General features: G+C 75.1%; 18 protein-coding genes. 9 read left to right on the top strand and 9 right to left on the bottom strand.

All coding sequences use genetic code 11. The features are described 5' to 3' along the window. The first annotated feature begins 68 nt into the window (after positions 1-68). Positions 69-527 carry a hypothetical protein gene (locus F1C76_13940; GenBank protein ID QNG39247.1) on the top strand — a complete coding sequence of 153 codons (459 nt, stop codon included), beginning with the start codon at positions 69-71 and terminating at the stop codon, positions 525-527. A gap of 80 nt (positions 528-607) precedes the next feature. On the opposite strand, the gene F1C76_13935 is transcribed toward F1C76_13940, so the two are convergent. After that, positions 608-1,501, bottom strand: coding sequence for an RNA methyltransferase (locus tag F1C76_13935; protein QNG37537.1), 894 nt, complete (start codon positions 1,499-1,501; stop codon positions 608-610). Between F1C76_13935 and F1C76_13930 the strand changes: the two genes are divergently transcribed. The 4 genes from F1C76_13930 to F1C76_13915 are packed head-to-tail and all read left to right on the top strand — an operon-like array spanning position 1,476 to position 6,525. Further along, entirely contained in the window at positions 1,476-2,441 is a 966-nt protein-coding gene (locus F1C76_13930) for an FAD-dependent oxidoreductase (protein ID QNG37536.1), read from the top strand. The two genes, F1C76_13935 and F1C76_13930, sit on opposite strands and share 26 nt — an antisense overlap. 30 nt (positions 2,442-2,471) lie before the next feature. After that, on the top strand, positions 2,472-3,209 hold the full coding sequence (locus F1C76_13925; GenBank protein ID QNG37535.1) for an ATP-binding cassette domain-containing protein: 738 nt from the start codon (positions 2,472-2,474) through the stop codon (positions 3,207-3,209). Between the two features lie 20 nt (positions 3,210-3,229). After that, positions 3,230-3,865 carry an ATP-binding cassette domain-containing protein gene (locus F1C76_13920; protein QNG39246.1) on the top strand — a complete coding sequence of 212 codons (636 nt, stop codon included), beginning with the start codon at positions 3,230-3,232 and terminating at the stop codon, positions 3,863-3,865. Beyond that, positions 3,862-6,525 carry an FtsX-like permease family protein gene (locus tag F1C76_13915; protein ID QNG37534.1) on the top strand — a complete coding sequence of 888 codons (2,664 nt, stop codon included), beginning with the start codon at positions 3,862-3,864 and terminating at the stop codon, positions 6,523-6,525. The genes F1C76_13920 and F1C76_13915 overlap by 4 nt, the downstream gene beginning before the upstream one ends. A gap of 79 nt (positions 6,526-6,604) precedes the next feature. Here the strand turns inward: F1C76_13915 and F1C76_13910 are convergent, their stop codons facing one another. Then, complete coding sequence (locus F1C76_13910; GenBank protein ID QNG39245.1) at positions 6,605-7,438, bottom strand: thioesterase family protein; 834 nt, start codon at positions 7,436-7,438, stop codon at positions 6,605-6,607. Positions 7,439-7,456: 18 nt separating this feature from the next. Here F1C76_13910 and F1C76_13905 point away from each other — a divergent pair, with 18 nt between their 5' ends. Continuing rightward, positions 7,457-8,425: an aldo/keto reductase gene (locus tag F1C76_13905; GenBank protein ID QNG37533.1), complete on the top strand. Its 969-nt coding sequence runs from the start codon at positions 7,457-7,459 to the stop codon at positions 8,423-8,425. Here F1C76_13905 and thpR read toward each other — a convergent pair. Genes thpR through F1C76_13880 form a run of 5 tightly spaced genes read right to left on the bottom strand, consistent with a single transcriptional unit; the run spans position 8,413 to position 12,828 of the window. Then, positions 8,413-8,967: an RNA 2',3'-cyclic phosphodiesterase gene (gene thpR, locus F1C76_13900; protein ID QNG39244.1), complete on the bottom strand. Its 555-nt coding sequence runs from the start codon at positions 8,965-8,967 to the stop codon at positions 8,413-8,415. The genes F1C76_13905 and thpR overlap by 13 nt on opposite strands. Further along, positions 8,964-9,422 (bottom strand): hypothetical protein, encoded by a 459-nt coding sequence (locus tag F1C76_13895; protein ID QNG37532.1) that lies wholly within the window; start codon positions 9,420-9,422, stop codon positions 8,964-8,966. The genes thpR and F1C76_13895 overlap by 4 nt, the downstream gene beginning before the upstream one ends. Positions 9,423-9,457: 35 nt before the next feature. After that, positions 9,458-10,783 carry an MFS transporter gene (locus tag F1C76_13890; protein ID QNG37531.1) on the bottom strand — a complete coding sequence of 442 codons (1,326 nt, stop codon included), beginning with the start codon at positions 10,781-10,783 and terminating at the stop codon, positions 9,458-9,460. Between the two features lie 54 nt (positions 10,784-10,837). Further along, entirely contained in the window at positions 10,838-11,272 is a 435-nt protein-coding gene (locus F1C76_13885; protein ID QNG37530.1) for a MarR family transcriptional regulator, read from the bottom strand. A 41-nt stretch (positions 11,273-11,313) separates the two neighbouring features. Further along, positions 11,314-12,828 (bottom strand): NCS2 family permease, encoded by a 1,515-nt coding sequence (locus F1C76_13880; GenBank protein QNG37529.1) that lies wholly within the window; start codon positions 12,826-12,828, stop codon positions 11,314-11,316. A 101-nt stretch (positions 12,829-12,929) separates the two neighbouring features. On the opposite strand from F1C76_13880, the gene F1C76_13875 reads away from it, so the two are divergent. After that, the gene (locus F1C76_13875; GenBank protein QNG37528.1) at positions 12,930-13,139 is read left to right on the top strand and encodes a DUF2530 domain-containing protein; all 210 of its coding nucleotides are present in this window, start codon (positions 12,930-12,932) and stop codon (positions 13,137-13,139) included. Positions 13,140-13,142: 3 nt separating this feature from the next. On the opposite strand, the gene F1C76_13870 is transcribed toward F1C76_13875, so the two are convergent. Further along, complete coding sequence (locus tag F1C76_13870) at positions 13,143-13,955, bottom strand: DUF3027 domain-containing protein (GenBank protein ID QNG37527.1); 813 nt, start codon at positions 13,953-13,955, stop codon at positions 13,143-13,145. Between F1C76_13870 and F1C76_13865 the strand changes: the two genes are divergently transcribed. Beyond that, a complete protein-coding gene (locus F1C76_13865; protein QNG37526.1) occupies positions 13,954-15,705 on the top strand; it encodes an MFS transporter in 1,752 nt (583 codons plus the stop codon). The two genes, F1C76_13870 and F1C76_13865, sit on opposite strands and share 2 nt — an antisense overlap. Then, entirely contained in the window at positions 15,702-16,181 is a 480-nt protein-coding gene (locus F1C76_13860) for a DUF2771 family protein (GenBank protein QNG37525.1), read from the top strand. The genes F1C76_13865 and F1C76_13860 overlap by 4 nt, the downstream gene beginning before the upstream one ends. A gap of 2 nt (positions 16,182-16,183) precedes the next feature. On the opposite strand, the gene F1C76_13855 is transcribed toward F1C76_13860, so the two are convergent. Then, positions 16,184-16,570 carry a cold-shock protein gene (locus tag F1C76_13855; GenBank protein ID QNG37524.1) on the bottom strand — a complete coding sequence of 129 codons (387 nt, stop codon included), beginning with the start codon at positions 16,568-16,570 and terminating at the stop codon, positions 16,184-16,186. Positions 16,571-16,607 lie beyond the last annotated feature (37 nt).

The raw sequence follows: 16,607 nt of genomic DNA, 5'->3' as shown, positions 1-16,607 counted from the left end.
GAGGGTCTTCCTCGCGTCACCCCCGACCGCACACAGAACGGAGAACGGACATGGCTGCATCGGTCTCGATGCCCGTCGGCGGCGTGCAGGTCGGTTCCTACGGGGACTACGCCCTGGCCCAGCGGGCGGTCGACTTCCTTTCCGACGAGCAGTTCCCGGTGGAGAACGTCCAGATCGTGGGCACCGACCTCCGCACGGTGGAGCAGGTCGTCGGCCGGCTCACGCTGGCCCGCGCCGCGATGGCCGGGGCCGCCTCGGGCGCCTGGTTCGGCCTCTTCGTGGGCCTGCTGCTGGGCATCTTCGCCCCGGACGGCTCGAGCTGGATCAGCTCAGTGCTCACCGGCCTGGTCATCGGACTGGTCTTCGGTGCCCTCTTCGGCGCTGCCAGCTTCGCGGCCACCCGTGGCCGCCGGGACTTCGCTGCCGCTCCGCAGCGCATCGTCGCCGGCCGCTACGACGTGCTGTGCCAGCCGCAGGCCGCCGAGCAGGCCCGCGAGCTGCTGGCCCGGCTCTCGCTGCGCGGCTGAGCCCCGCTCAGGACCGCCGTCCCGGTCCTGACGACGAACGCCCTTCTCGTCAGGACCCCTGACGAGAAGGGCGCTCCTCGTCAGGAGCGGAGGGTGGCGAAGGCGACGGCGGCTGCTGCCGCGACGCCGAGGGAGTCCACGCCCGAGCGCATCGGGATCCGGGCGCGGACGTCGACCGCGGCCTGGGCGGCGGCGGACAGCCCGGGGCCCTCGGCGCCGAGCAGGAGCGCCGTCCGCGGGTGGGCGGTGGGGTCCAGCGCGCCCAGGTCGACGGCGTCGGCGGCCGGGGTGAGCGCCACGGTGGTGTAGCCCGCAGCCCGCACCCGGTCGAGGTCGCCGGGCCAGTCGGTGAGCACCCGCACCGGCAGGGTGAGCAGGTGGCCCATCGAGACCCGGACCGACCGCCGGTAGTACGGGTCGGCGCAGGTCGGGTCCAGCAGCAACGCGTCCACCCCGAGGGCGACGGCGGAGCGGCCGATCGAGCCGATGTTCTCGTGGTCGTTGAGCCCCTCGAGCACCGCGATCCGGCGCGGTGCGGTGGGGTCCGGCCCGGCCAGCAGGGCATCGAGGTCCGGGGTCTCCGGCCGCTCGGCCGAGGCCAGCACGCCCCGGGTGAGCCGGAAGCCGATGGTCTCCGAGACCACCCACTTGTCGGCCTCGTAGGCGGGCACCCCGTCGGGCAGGTCGAGGGCGGCCAACCGGCCGGCGACGCCGTACACCGCCCGCAGCGGGAGGCCGGTCTCCAGCAGCCGCTCGACCGCGGTGACGCCCTCGACGATCACCGGGCCGGTGCCGCGCTCGGTGCCCGGGCGGCGGTCGCCGGCGAAGAGGTCGTGGAAGTCGGCGACCCGCTCGTCGCGTGGGTCGGTGATCAGCTGGGGCACGACCGCAGATCCTCCCGGACGGTGTCGGACTGCAGGTCGGCGGCACTGCGAGCAGGATCGACGGGTGAGCCACTCCCCCACGACCGTCATCGGCGCCGGCATCTCCGGCATCGCCTGCGCCCGAGCGCTCACCGACGCCGGCCTCACGGTCCGCGTGCTGGACCGGGGTCGCGCCCCCGGTGGGCGGATGGCCGGGCGCACCCTGCACGGCCGCGCCGTCGACCTCGGTGCCTCCTACCTCACCGTCGCCGACGACGGGGACTTCGCGCCGGTCGTCGCCGACTGGGTCGAGCGCGGCCTGGCCCGGGAGTGGACCGACACGTTCTCCGTCGCCGGCCCCGACGGGATCGGCGAGTCCAAGACCGGCCCGATGCGCTACGGCGCCGTCCGCGGGCTGCGCTCGCTGGTCGTCGACCTCGCCACGGGCCTGGACCTCGTCACCGAACGCACGGTCGCCCAGGTCCGCGTCGACGACGGTCCGACCGTGGACGGCGAGCCAGCAGCCGCCGTCGTCCTGGCCCTGCCCGACCCCCAGGCCCGACGACTGCTCGCCGTCGGGTCCCCGGCCGAGACCGTGCTCGACCCGCGCGGCTGGCAGCCGACCCTGGCCGTCGCGCTGGGCTGGTCGCAGCGCCAGTGGGCCGCCGACCTGCACGGCGCCTTCGTCCACGACGACCCGACCGTCGACTGGATCGCCGACGACGGGGACCGCCGCGGGGACGGCGCCCCCGTGCTGGTCGCGCACACCACCGCGGAGTTCGCTTCCGGGCACCTCGACGACCCCGCCCAGGCCGGGCCTGCCGTCGCCTCCGCCGTCCGGAGGGCCCTGGGCATCGACGTGGAGCCGGAGTGGACGTACGTGCACCGCTGGACGTTCGCCAAGCCGACCGACCCTCGGGAGGCACCGTTCCACCTGGCCGACGGCATCGGGCTGTGCGGCGACGGCTGGGCGGCGCCGTCCAAGGTGGAGAGCGCCTGGACCTCGGGGCACCAGCTCGGCCTCGAACTCGCCCGCCGGCTGGCGGGCTGACGCCAGGCGGGACCCTTAGGCTGCCTCACGATGACCGGGCCGGGGGCGTTCCGCTTCGACGCGGACCCGTTCACCGCCGACGTCTTCCGGGAGACGCCCGCCCCGGCCGCGGTCTGCACCGACGTGGTCAAGACCTACCGGACGGCGACCGAGACGGTCACCGCGCTGGCCGGGGTGTCGCTGGACGTGCCCCGCGCGCAGGTGACCGTCGTCGTGGGGCCGTCTGGGTCGGGCAAGTCCTCGCTGCTGCGGCTGCTGGCCTGCATCGACTCCCCCGACTCCGGCGCGGTGACCGTCGGCGGTGCGCGGGTGGACACCCTCGGTGCCCGGGGCCGCCGGCGGTTGCGCCAGCGGCAGGTCGCCTACCTGTTCCAGCGGCCCGGGGAGAACCTGCTGCCCTACCTGGACGCCGCCGCGCAGGTGCGGTTGGCAGCCCAGCTGCGGGGGGCGCCGGTCGACGACGACGAGGTGCACGACCTGCTGGCGCGTCTCGGTCTGGGCGACCGCGCCGATCACCGACCCGCCCAGCTGTCCGGCGGGGAGCAGCAGCGGCTCGCGGTCGCCTGCGGCGTGGTGGGCGGGCCGGCCCTCGTGGTGGCCGACGAGCCGACCGCCGAGCTGGACACCGCCGCGGCCGAGCGGGTGCTCGCTGCGATGACCGAGCTGGCCGCCGACGGCGTGGCCTTCCTCGTCTCCAGCCACGACCCGCGGGTGATGGCCGTCGCCGACGGGTTCGTGCACCTGGACCGCGGGCAGCGGGTCCCGTGAGCGGGTTCCGCACCACCGGGCTGGTCAAGCGGTTCACCCGCGGGGTGGAGACGGTCACCGCGCTGGACGGCGTCGACCTCGCCGTGGCACCCGGGGAGTTCGTGGCGCTGGTGGGCCCGTCCGGCTCGGGGAAGTCGACCCTGCTGGCGGTGCTCTGCGGCTGGGAGACCCCCGACGAGGGCGCGTTGACCCTGGACGGGGACCTCGCCGGACGTCGTCCCGACGCCCTGGGCTGGGCCGAGCTCGCGCTGGTGCCGCAGGCCCTGGGCCTGGTCGCCGACCTGAGCCTGGCCGACAACGTGCTGCTGCCGGCCCGGCTGCGGGGCGTCGACGAGCACGACCGGGCCGGCGAGCTGCTCGCCGGCTTCGGCCTGGCCCACCTGGCCGACCGGTACCCGCACCAGGCCTCGCTCGGTGAGCAGCAGCGGGTCGCCGTCGCCCGGGCGCTGCTGCTGCGCCCGGCGGTGCTGCTGGCCGACGAACCCACCGCCCACCAGGACCGCGGGCACGTCGACCGGCTGCTCGACGCCGTCCGACAGCGGGCCGACGACGGGGCCGCGGTGCTGCTGGCCACCCACGACGAGCTGGCCTGGGCCCGCGCCGACCGGGTGCTGTCGATGCGCGACGGCCAGCTGACCGAGGGGGCCCCGTCGTGAGCCGGCCCCCGCTCTGGCGGCTGGCCCCGTGGACCCGCGCTCCCCTGCTGGGCCTGCGGCAGCCCGCGGCCGTCGTCGCCGTGCTGGTGACGACGGCGATCCTCGCCTGCGCCGTGGCCTCGGCTCCGCTGTTCCTGTCCTCGGCGCGGTCGGCGGCGCTGCAGCAGCAGCTGGCCGCGGGGTGCGCGGAGGTCGGGTGGGGGCAGACCGGGGTCGGGGTCGGCCTGCTGGACCAGAACGGCGACCCCACCGGGCAGCAGACCCCCGACCGGTCGACCGACCAGGCGCTCGCTTCGGCGTGGGACGCGGTCGGTGACACCGGCAGCGACCCGGTCGGCTACGCCTCGGCCAGTGGCGTGCGGACCGGGGACGGGGCGCCGGTGTCCCTCCCCGCCCAGCTCCTCTTCCGGCCGGCCTCGTTCGACCACGTCCGGTGGGTGGAACCGCCCACGACGGACACCACCGGGGTGGCCGTGCCGGCGAGCTGGGCCGAGCAGGCCGGCATCGTCGCCGGCGACACGATCACGGTCGGGTCCGCCCCGGTGACCGTCGCCGGGGTCTACACCGACCTGTTCGCCTACGACGCCGACGACTACTGGTGCGACTACCGCCTGCTGTACGCCAACGACAGCAACGCGAACACCCCTCCGCCGGCGCTGCTCCTCACCGCGGACGCGGCGACCCTGGACGCCGTCTCACCCGGGACGGCCTACACCGAACTCCGACGTCAGGTCCCGGTGCGGGCGGAGGACACCACGGTGAGCGAGGCGCGGGCGCTGCTGGACCGGCAGGCCCGGGCCCAGGCGGACACCCTGGACCGGCTGGGTCTCACCGAGGTGTACGGGGTGCCCAACACCCGACTCGTCGAGGCGATCGACCGGGCCGAGCTGGTGGAGTCCGGGCTGCGCGGACCCGTCGTCCCGGTGGCCGTGGCCGGCGCCCTGCTGGCGCTGGTGCTGGTCGCGGCGGCCGGGAGCTTCTGGGCCGACCGCCGGGCCACCGAGGTCCGGCTGCTGGCCGCCCGCGGCGTGGGCCCCGTGCCACTGGCCGGCAAGGCGGCGCTGGAGCTGGGTCTGCCCGCGCTGGTCGGCGCCGCGCTGGGCTGGGGCGCCTCCCGGGCGCTGATCGCCACACTGGGCCCGGCCGACGACCTGGACCCCGGTGCGACCACGGCCGCGCTGTGGGCAGGGGTCGGCGCGTTCGTGGTCGGCCTGGGCGCCGCCGCGCTGGTCGCCGGGCTGCGCGCCCGGGGGTCCGCCGAACGCCCGCTGGGCGCCGCACCCCGCTGGCCCTCGCGCGTGCCGTGGGAGCTCACGCTGCTGCTCGCCGCGGGTGCCTGCTGGGTGGCGCTGCAGGGCCGGCCCGGCGTGGTCAGCGAGGGCAACGTCGCGCAGGTCGACGGGCTGCTGGTCGCCTTCCCGCTGCTGGGCCTGGCCGGTGCCGCGGTGCTGCTCGCCCGGGTGCTCACCGCACTGCTGCCCCGGGTGCGGCGGTGGGCCGCGCGCCGTCGTCCGGCGGTGTTCCTGGCGGTGAACCGGCTGGCCGCGGCGCGGCTGGCCACCGCCACCCTGCTGGTCGCCGTCGCCCTGCCGGTCGCGGTGCTCGGGTACACGGCGACGCTGACCGCCAGCTCGCAGGCCACCCTGGACGCCAAGGTGGGCGTGCAGATCGGCGCCGGAGCGGCCGTGCTGTCGGTGTCCCGCTTCGACCCCACCCCGGAGATCGCCGCGGCCGGCACGTACGTGGTGCGCTACGGCGACGCCAGCGTCACCGCGGCCGAGGGCGCCGGGGACAGCCGTGGTCGCGCCGACGTCCAGGTGCTGGCGGTCGACCCGGCCGACTTCGCCGGCACCGCGTTCTGGGTGGACTCCTTCGCCGCCGAGTCGTTGCCCGACCTGCTGGCCCGCCTCGACGGCCCCGCCGTCGACGGCCGTCTGCCCGTGGTGGCCGCCGGGCTGCCGACCGGGGAGACCGACCTCCGGCTCGGCACGCAGGACGTGCCCGTCGACGTGGTGGCCACCGCCGACGTGCTCCCCGGGCGGCGCACCGCCGACCCGGTGCTGCTGGTCGCCGCCGACCGGCTGCCCGACGTCCCCCGCACCGCCGGCGCCGACCGCACCGCCGAGCTGTGGACTGACGGCGACACCTCCGCCGCCCAGGAGGCCTTCACCGCGGCCGGGAGCGACCGCAACCGGACCGTCGAGCCCGCCGACGTGCAGACGACGGCGAACTTCCTGGGCATCACCTGGACCTTCGGCTACCTCTCCGCGCTGGCGGTCTTCGTCGGCGTCATCGCTCTCGGCGGCCTGCTGCTGTACCTGGAGGCCCGCTCCCGCAGCCGGGTCTCCGGCTACGTGATGGCCCGCCGCCTCGGGCTCTCCCGGCGCGCGCACCTGACGTCGCTGCTGGTCGAGCTCGGCGGCGTCGCGGTCGCCGGCATCGTCCTCGGCGGGGTGCTGGCCGCCGGTGCGGTCGCGGTCGTCTACCGCCGGCTGGACGTCGACCTCGTGCGGCCGCCGACGCCGCTGCTCGACGTCCCCTGGACCGCGCTCGCCGCCACCGTCGTCGTCACCGTGGCCGTCGCCGGCCTCGCCGCCCTCTACGCCCAGCGCGCCGCCGACCGCGCCGACCCGGCCACCGTCCTCCGCGAGGACGCCTGAGCACCCTCAGCGTGGATCAGGTGACCTGATCCAAGACTGGCCGCCCTCACCAGCGTTGCTGAGGACGGCCAGCTTTGGATCAGGTCACCTGATCCACGCTGGGCCGGGGCGAGCGGGCCAGCTGGCGGGACTGGGCGACCAGGCGGCCGGTCGAGTCCCAGATGCGGTAGTCCTCGTCGATCCAGCCGCCGGCGATCTCGGTGGCGCGGGCCTCGACCAGGCACCAGCCGGGAGCGGGGAGGGCGCGGACGAGGGTCTGCAGCTGGACGGTGGGGGCCCAGCCGAGCTGCCCGATCGCCCAGGAGGTGGGCGGCAGCGCGTCGGTGAAGGCGACCAGGCCGAGCGGGTCGGGCTCGCGGCCGTCGGCGAAGCGCACCCACGCCCGGATCACCGGCTCGGCGGAGAACTCACCCAGTGCCCAGCCGGCGGTGACCGGGTCGAGCCGGGTGTCCACCCGTTCGGAGAGCCCGGGCACGGGCATCCCGGGCGGGGCGAGGTGGGCGTGCTCGGCGATGGAGAGGCAGTCCTCCACCGGCGTCGCCGCCGGCATCGCGACGGCGTAGGAGGACTCCCCCGGCACCAGGGTCGCCGTGGTCGTCTGCACCGAGACCGCGGGGCCGGTGGCGTCGGAGAGGACGACGACGGCGTGCTGCAGCGTCCGGCCGGCCGGACCGGCGGTGACGGTGAGCGTCGCGGCCCCGGGGGCGGCGGCGCGCAGGTAGCTGGCCGACAGCGCCACCGGGTGCTCGTGCGGGGACACCTCGACGGCGGCCCGGGCGGCCACGGCGAGCAGGTAGCCGCCGTTGAGCACCCCGCCCCCGACGTCCCACCCCGGGTCCAGGGAGGCGGAGAAGCCGGCGTCGGTGCGGGTCAGCGCGGTGGCGGTCTCGAAGCTCTGCGGCACGGCCGACAGGGTGCCAGTGTGGGAGACATGGAACAGACCCACCTCGGCCGCAGCGGACTGTCGGTCTCCCGACTCTGCCTGGGCACGATGAACTTCGGTCCCGAGACCTCCGAGCCCGACGCGCACGCGATCATGGACCGCGCCCACGCGGAGGGCGTGAACTTCTTCGACACCGCCAACGTCTACGGCTTCGCCGCCGGCAAGGGCCGCACCGAGGAGATCCTCGGCACCTGGTTCGCCCAGGGCGGCGAGCGCCGGGAGAAGACGGTGCTGGCCACCAAGGTCTACGGCTCCATGACCGACTGGCCCAACGACACCTTCCTGTCCGCCCGCAACCTCGTGCGGGCCTGCGACGCCTCGCTGAAGCGGATGCAGACCGACTGGATCGACCTCTACCAGTTCCACCACGTCGACCTGAAGACTCCGTGGGAGGAGATCTGGCAGGCCTGCGAGACCCTCGTCGCGCAGGGCAAGGTGCTCTACGTCGGGTCGTCCAACCACGCCGGCTGGCAGCTCGCCGCCGCGCAGGAGGCCGCCCGCAACCGGCACTTCACCGGCCTGGTCAGCGAGCAGTCGATCTACAACCTGCTGGTCCGCGACATCGAGCGCGAGGTCGTGCCGGCCGCCGAGCACTACGGCATCGGCATCATCCCGTGGAGCCCGCTGCAGGGCGGTCTGCTCGCCGGGGTGCTGGCCAAGCAGGAGGGCAACCGGCGCACCAGCGAGCGCAACCAGGCCCGGATCGAGGAGGTCCGCCCGCAGCTGCAGCGCTACGAGGACCTGTGCGCCGAGTGGGGCCTGGCCCCGGCCGACGTCGGGATCGCCTGGCTGCTGAGCCGGCCCGCGGTGACCGCGCCGATCATCGGCCCGCGCACCATGGAGCAGTTCGAGTCCTCGCTGTCCGCGGTCGAGATCACCCTGGACGACGCCCAGCTCGCCGCCCTCGACGACGTCTTCCCCGGTCACGAGACCGCCCCGGAGGACTACGCCTGGTGAGTCGCCCAGCTGGTGACCCGCTCGTAGGGGCGGCCCAGCGGTGACCGCCACAGCACGACCTCGCTGACCGCCCAGGCCGGCCCGTGCTCCCCGACCAGTGCGTCGGTGAGCTGCGGGTCGGCCTGTGCCGTCCCCGGCCACCGCCCCAGGGTCAGGTGCGGGACCAACGGCCGGTCCTCCACCGGCACCCCGGCGTGCCGGGCCGCCGCGGCCAGCCGGTCGGCCACCACCGAGAGCGCGTCGACGTCGCCGGCCACCCCGGCCCACAGCACGCGCGGACGACGACGCCCGAACCGCCCCGCGCCGTCGAGCTGCAGGGTCATCGGCGACGCCCCGTCGACCACCGGGCCCAGCGCACCGATCAGCCCGGCGAACCTCGCCCGGGGGACGTCGCCCAGGAAGGCCAGCGTGACGTGGAAGCTCTCCGGGCTCACCCAGCGCGGGGCGCCCGGTGCGTCCCGCACGGCGTCGACGGCACGGGTCAGCGCGGTGACGACCGGTGCCGGCGGGCTGACCGCGACGAAGAGCCGGCCGACGCTCAGCCGCGGGCCCCGGGGTCGCCGAGCACCAGCCCGGCATCGGTCAGCGCGGTGCCCAGCCGGAGCCGCTCCATCTCCCGGGCCTCGCCGGGGACGGTCTGACGCAGCCGGTGCGGCACGTCGAGGGCCTCGGCGGCCTCGACCAGCAGGTCGTCGTAGGCGGCCTGCAGCCCGGCCCGGTGCGCGGCCGAGGCGCCGGTGGACACCAGCGCGAGCTCCCGGCGCAGCCGCCGGAGGTCGGCCGCGACGGCCTGCAGCGCGCGGCGGCGGGGCTCGACCGGCGGGGTGCGTGGCAGCGGCGCCCGGAAGCGCACCGGCCGGCGGCGACGCTCCCGCCGCCACTGCCCGGTGAAGCCGCGCATCGACAGGTCCATCAGCCAGCAGGCCACCAGCACCATGACGACGGTGAGCCCCAGCTGCACCGGCCAGGAGCCGGCGACGGTGGTGAACGAGGGCACGTCCGCACGGTAGGCCCCGGTGGGCCGGCCCACAATCAGCGGCGGACGGGCTGCTCGCCAGGCACCTCCCCGTCGGCCTCGTCCGCGAGCCCGGCGGCGAGCGGCGGCAGCGCGTCGACGTGCAGCTGCAGGCTCGGCGGGGTCACGTGCGCCTCGAGCCGCACGTGCCTGCCCCGGGACAGCAGCGCCCCGGCGACGACGGCGGCGACCACCACGACCACGCCGCCGGAGATCAGCCCCCAGGGCGCGCCGAAGGTCTCCGAGACCCAGCCGATCAACGGGGCCCCGACCGGCGTCCCGCCCATGAAGCACATGAAGTAGAGCGCCAGCACCCGCCCGCGCATCTGCGGGTCCACGCCCAGCTGGACGAAGGAGTTGCAGGCCACGCTGAACACCAGCGCCGCCGCCCCGGTGGGCACCAGCAGGGCGGCGAAGCTCCAGTAGGTCGGCATCAGCCCGCTGACCACCAGCAGCACCCCGAAGCCGCCGGCGGCCAGCAGCAGGAAGCGCTGCAGCGGCCGCGCCTCGCGGCGGGTGGACAGCAGCGCACCGGACAGCGACCCGACCGCGTAGGCGGTGGACAGCAGCCCGAACGCGCCGGCACCCAGGCCGAAGACCTCGCGGGCCATCAGCGCGATGGTGATCTGGGAGTTGAACCCGAAGGTGCCGACGACGAAGGCCAGCAGCATCGCCAGCTGCAGGTCCGGGTGGGCCCGGGTGTAGGCCAGCGTCGTCCGCAGCTGGCCGCGGGCCCGGGCCACCGGGGTGCTGTGCTGCAGCTCGGCGTCGCGCATCAGCGACAACGCGACGATCGTCGCCCCGAAGCTGGCCGCGTTGACGAAGAAGGCCGGTGCGGTGTTGCCGCCGGCGAACGCGATCAGCCCGCCGGCCACCGCGGGACCGACCAGTCGCGCGCCGTTGAAGACGGTGGAGTTCAGGCTGACCGCGTTCACCAGGTACTCCCGGCCGACCATCTCCGAGACGAAGGCCTGCCGGGACGGGGTGTCCAGCGAGCTGACCACCCCCAGGGCCGCGGCCAGGGCGAACACCTGCCAGAGCTGGATGCCGCCGGTGGCCACCAGCACCGCCAGCACGAGGGCGACCCCGCCCATCAGCGCCTGGGTGACCATCAGCAGCCAGCGCTTGTCGAACCGGTCGGCCAGCACCCCGCCGTAGAAGCTGAAGAGCAGCGTGGGGGCGAACTGCAGCGCGGTGACCACGCCCAGGGCGACGCCGCTGCCGCCGGAGAGCTGGAGCACCAGCCAGTCCTGGCCGATCCGCTGCATCCAGGTGCCGGTCTGGGAGACCAGGTTGGCCGAGACGTAGAGCCGGAAGTTGTGCACCCGCAGCGCGCGGAACATCCCCGCGCGTCGCGCGGGTGGTGCGGTCGGGCTGTCAGGCGTCGTGCGCTCCGCTCAGCCGCTGGCGAGGTCGTCCATGATCCGGGCGGCCTCCCGCAACGTCGCTCGGTCCTCGGCGGACAGCTCGTGCAACCGGCCGGACAGCCACGCCTCGCGGGCCCGGGCCTCCTCGGTCAGCAGCGACTCGGCGGCGGGGGTCAGGTCGATGACCACCTGCCGGCCGTCGGTGGGGTGCGGGGTGCGGGTGACCAGGCCCTTGCCCTCCAGCGCGACGACCACCCGGGTCATCGACGGCGGCTGCACCCGCTCGTGCCCGGCCAGCTCGCCCGGGCTCATCGCCCCGTGCCGCTTGAGCGTGGAGAGCGCCGCGAGGTGGGTGAGGGTGACGGAGGTGTCGACCCGCTGATTGCGCAGCCGGCGGGAGAACCGCATGACCGCCAGTCGCAGGTCGTGGGCCAGCGCCGCGGTGTCCAGCGTCGTCCGAGCCACGGGCGGAGCCTATCTACTTAGGGCGGGTAAGGAAAGCGGGTTCAGAACAGCTGCTGCAGCGGCTCGAGGGCGAAGTACACCAGGAACAGCACCGCGATCACCCACATCAGCAGGTGCACGTCGCGTCGCCGGCCGGTCGCGACCCGAAGCAACACGTAGCTCAGGACGCCGGCGCCGATGCCGTTGGTGATCGAGTAGGTGAAGGGCATCAGCGTGATGGTGAGGAACGCCGGGATGACCAGCGACAGGTCGCCCCACTCGAGGTCGCGGATCTGGCTGATCAGCAGCGCACCGACGATCACCAGCACCGGGGCGGCGGCCTCCGAGGGCACCACCTGGACCAGCGGGGTGAAGAACACCGCCACCAGGAACAGCACCCCGGTGGCCACGCTGGCCAGGCCCGTGCGGGCGCCGTCGGCGACCCCGGCGGTGCTCTCCACGTAGGTGGTGTTCGAGCTGACGCTCGCCGCCCCGCCGGCCGCGGCGGCCAGGGAGTCGACCAGCAGCACGGGCTGGGAGCGGGGCAGGTTGCGGTCCTCGTCGAGCATGTCGCCCTCGGCACCGACGGCGGTGACCGTGCCGACGGTGTCGAAGAAGTCGGCGATCATGATCGCGAAGACGATGAGCAGCGCGGCGACGACGCCGATCCGGGAGAACCCGCCGAACAGCGACACGTTGCCGATCACCGAGAAGTCGGGCAGCTCGACGATGTTCTCCGGCAGCGTGGGCACCTGCAGCGCCCAGCCGCGCGGGTTGGTGCCGCCGTTGCTGGAGCCGACGTTCGCGATCGCCTCGACGACGATGGCGAAGACCGTGGTGGCCACGATGCCGATCAGCAGCCCGCCCCGGACCCTGCGGACGACGAGCACGCTGGTCAGCGCCAGGCCCACGACGAAGGTCAGCAACGGCCAGCCGGCCAGCGACCCGTCGATGCCGAAGCTCAGCGGCACGCTGCCGGACTGCGCGCGGCGGACGAAGCCGGCGTCGACCAGGCCGATGATGGTGAGGAAGAAGCCGATGCCGACCGCGATCGCCGTCTTGAGCTGGCCGGGGATGGCCTCGAAGACCGCCCGGCGGAAGCCGGTGAGCACCAGCACCGTGATCAGCAGGCCCTCCAGCACGACCAGGCCCATGATCTCCGGCCAGGTCAGCTGGGTGGCCGCGTACACCGCGACGATGGCGTTGATGCCCAGGCCTGCGGCCAGCGCGAACGGGTAGCGGCCGACGACGCCCATCAGGATCGTCAGCACCCCGGCGACCAGCGCGGTGACGGCGGCGACCGAGGCGAAGGGCAGCGTCGTGCCGTCGATGTCGGCGCCGGACAGGATGATCGGGTTGAGCACCACGATGTAGGCCATCGTGAAGAAGGTGACCAGGCCGCCGCGCAGCTCCCGGGTGACCGTGGAGCGCCGCTCGGTGATCGAGAAGTAGCGGTCGAGGCCGTTCTTGGGGCGCACCTTCGGGCCGGTGCCCCGGCGGGTGCTGCCGGCCGGTCGCGCGGCTGCGGCGTCGTCCCCGGCGGGTGTGCTCGTGCTGGGACGCGACTTCTCGGCCATGGTGACCCCCGGGTGCGGCACCGGGTCGACACCCGGCGCGTCGGACGACGAGCGGCGACAGCGTGCCACACCGCGGGGCCGCTCCCCCTACTGTTTGCACCGTGCCCCGCCCGACCCGTCCCTCACCGCCCCCGCTGCGGGTGGACACCGCCCGCGTGGTGCTCGTGGGCATCGCCCTGTGGGTCGTGGCGCTCGTGGTGGTGCTGCTGCTCGGCGACCGGGTCGACCGGGTGTGGACCTGGACCTGCCTGTGCGCGATCGCACTGGCCGTCGGCGGCCTCGGGATCATGCGCTGGCAGGGCCAGCGCTAGACCTCAGAGCTGGTCGTACTGGTTGGTGTCGTAGTGCGAGGACGTGACGATCTCGGCCGGGGGGCCGTCCTGGACCTCCAGGGTGGCCTGGCTGTGCGCGCCGCAGCCGTAGCCGACCGGGACGACGCGGCCGTCGGCCGGGGCGTAGGCGTTCGCGCAGACCCCGAGGGCCCCGCGCAGCGACCCGGCCAGCGGCATCAGGAACCCGCAGCTGCCGCAGGGGCCGGGGGCGTGCCGGGCCATGGACGACGAGGAGCCGAACTCGCCCTCGGTCCAGCGGGTCAGCGCCAGGAGCCGACCCTCGACCGACAGCACCCGCTCGCGGCCGATGCCGAGCTCCTCGGCCACCGCCATCGCGGCGGGGTCGGACGCGGCGTCGTCCTCGGCCAGGTAGGCCGGTACCAGCCGCGGGTCGTCCTCGGTGGAGGGCAGCACGTCGCCGACGGACAGGTCACCGGGGCGCAGCCGCTCGTGCCAGGGCACCCAGGCCGGGGCCAGCAGGGCCGAGTCGCCGGGCAGCAGCACGACCTCGTCGACGGTCACCTCGGCGTCACCGGGGACGTGGGCGACCGTGACCGCCCAGTGCCAGCCGACGTAGCCGGGCAGGGCTGCCTCGAAGGTGTGCGTGAGCACCTCGCCCAGCGCGTCCGGGTCGCCCTCGGCCTCGCGGGAGGTGCCCACGTGGTCCCCGACCTCGACCTCGGCGCCGGCCACCTCGACCGCAGCGGCCCGGGCCTCCTCGACGGCAGCGGTCAGCACGTCGAGGGAGGAGGAGGCGGGCACAGGGGTGGGCACGGGCTCGGACACGCACCCCATGGTGCCCCACCAGGGGCCGGGCGGGGGCGGCGAGGTGACCGGGAGCGTCGTCCGGGTGGGGCACCATGGACCGGTGCCGTCCGCCTCCACTCCCCCGCGACGACGGCGGTGGGCCCTGCGGCGCGCCCCGGGGTCCCCGGCGGTCCGGCACGACACCGCCCCGGTCGAGGTGCCCCGCTCCCAGACCCGGCCGATGCCGGTGGCGCCGTCCGCCCGCCCGGGTGACGACTCCCCCACGGTGACCACCCCCGTCGTCGCGCCGCAGACCTGGCGGCCGCCGACGGACCCCGTCGAGGCCACCCAGCCGACCACGGTGCTCGGCGCCCGGCCTCAGAAGGTGACCGTCACCCGGGTCGCCGCCCGCCGCACCAGGCAGCTCACCGGGGCCGCGGTGCGTCGGGTGAACGCCGCCAGCCGGGCCGACGGCGCCGGGGACAGCGGGCTGGCCGGGCTGCTGTGGGTCAACGCCCTGCACATGGCCGGGGACGCGATGATCGCCGTCTCGCTGGCCGGCACGCTGTTCTTCGCGGCCTCCACCGACGCCCAGCGCGGCAACGTGGCGCTCTACCTGCTGGTGACGATGGCGCCGTTCGCGGTGGTCGCACCGGTGATCGGGCCGATGCTGGACCGGTTGCAGCGCGGCCGCCGGTGGGCGCTGGCCGGGAGCCTGGTCGGTCGCGCCGTGCTGGCGGTGGTGATGGCCGCCAACTACGACGGGATCTGGCTCTACCCGGCCGCCCTCGGGGTGCTGGTGCTCTCCAAGGGCCTCAACGTGCTGCGCGCCGCCGTCGTCCCCCGCGTGCTGCCCGAGCAGATGTCGCTGACCTCGGCCAACGCCCGGCTCTCGGTGTTCGGGCTGCTGACCGCCGGGGTGCTCGGCGGCATCGGGGCCGGGATCGCCCGGTACGCCGGGTTCGACTGGCTGCTCTACGCCACCGCCACGGTCTTCGTGATCGCCGGGCTGCTGGCCGTGGCGCTGCCGCACCGGGTCGACGTCGCCCTGCCCGGGCTCCCCGCCGACGTGCTCACCAGCGGGGACGACGCCACCGGCGAGCGCCGCCGCCGGGCGCTGGGCTCCTACGTGGTCACCGCGCTGCGGGCCACCGCGGCGCTGCGCGGGCTGGCCGGGTTCCTCACCATCTTCTCCGCGTTCCTGGTGCAGGCCACCGTCGACGACGCCTGGGACGCCACGCTGGCCCTGGGCGGCATCGCCGCGGCCGCCGGGATCGGCAGCTTCATCGGCACGGCGATCGGCTCCCGGCTGCAGGCCACCAGCCCCGACCGGCTGGTGCTGGTCGCCGCCTCGGTCGCGGCGGTGGTGACGGTGGGCGCGGCGGTGTTCTACAGCCTGCCGATGGCCGGGCTGGTCGCGCTGGTGGCCGCGATCGCCAACGGGCTGGGCAAGGTCGCCCTCGACGCGATCGTCCAGCGCGAGGTGCCGGAGTCGCTGCGGGCCTCGGCGTTCGCCCGGTCGGAGACGCTGCTGCAGCTGGCCTGGGTGTTCGGCGGTGCGCTGGGCATCGCGCTGCCCACGATCGGCTGGCTGGGCTTCACCGTCGCGGCCTCCCTGCTGGTGCTCGCGGTGGGCCTGGTTCTCTGGGGGCAGCTGCGCGGGCAGCGCCCGCCCCGCCCGGCACCCCGGGTCGACCGGGCGCCCGGCGGTCGCGGCCTGCTCCGACGCGGACGTCGGGGCGGCGGCACCGGACGGGTCGACGGGCCCGCGACCCCAGACCAGGAGTGGACACGATGAGGGCACGCGCGCTGCTGCTGGCGACGGTGACCGGTGCGGCGGTCGTGCTGACCGGCTGTGGCGACGACACCCCCGACACCGCACCCACCGCCCGGGTGCAGGCCGGCAACCAGACCGTCGAGGTCCAGCCGACCCAGTACTGCCTGGGCGGGGAGGGCCAGCGCTACCAGGTCACCCCGCCCATCGTGGAGGTGGAGGCCGACAGCACCATCACCCTGCGCGTGGACCCCGCCGTCGCAGAACGGGGCTGGAGCGTGCAGGTCTTCGACGACCAGCTGGAGGAGACGATCGGCACCGTCGACGTCGAGGCCGACACCACGACGTTCACCGGCATCAACAGCTCCGACGTCGTCCCGGCGGCGTTCTACCTGGTGCTCGTCGAGGACTCCGTGGACGACCAGTGCGACGGGTTGTCCGGCGCCTGGCCGATCGGCTTCGTGCGGGCCGGCGGGGACCTCACGGCCCCCGCCGGCTGACCTCAGCCCTCGAGGTCCGAGGCCACGGCGCGGAGCACCGAGGCGATCTTGCCGGCCGAGGCCTTGTCCGGGTGCCGGCCGTGCCGCAGGCCGTTGCCCACGGTGTCCAGCAGCCGGATGAGGTCCTCGATGATCGGGACCAGGTCGTCGGGCTTCTTCCGGGTGGCCGCCACCGCCGAGGGCAGCGGGTCGAGCACCTGCACCTGCAGCGCCTGGTCGCCGCGGCGGCCCTGGACGATGCCGTACTCGACCCGCTGGCCCGGCTTGAGCTCGGTGGTGCCCTCGGGCAGCGAGTCCCGGTGCACGAACACGTCGGGACCCCCGCCCTCCTGGGACAGGAACCCGAACCCCTTCTCCGGGTTGAACCACTTCACCTTGCCGCTGGGCACGTCGGGTCCCTCACTCGCTCTGGGTCGTTGCCGGCCG

This window comes from Geodermatophilaceae bacterium NBWT11, assembly GCA_014218215.1.
GTDB lineage: Bacteria > Actinomycetota > Actinomycetes > Mycobacteriales > Geodermatophilaceae > Klenkia.
Note: the sequence above shows the minus strand (reverse complement) of the source record. Positions and strands in the feature narration are given on the sequence as shown.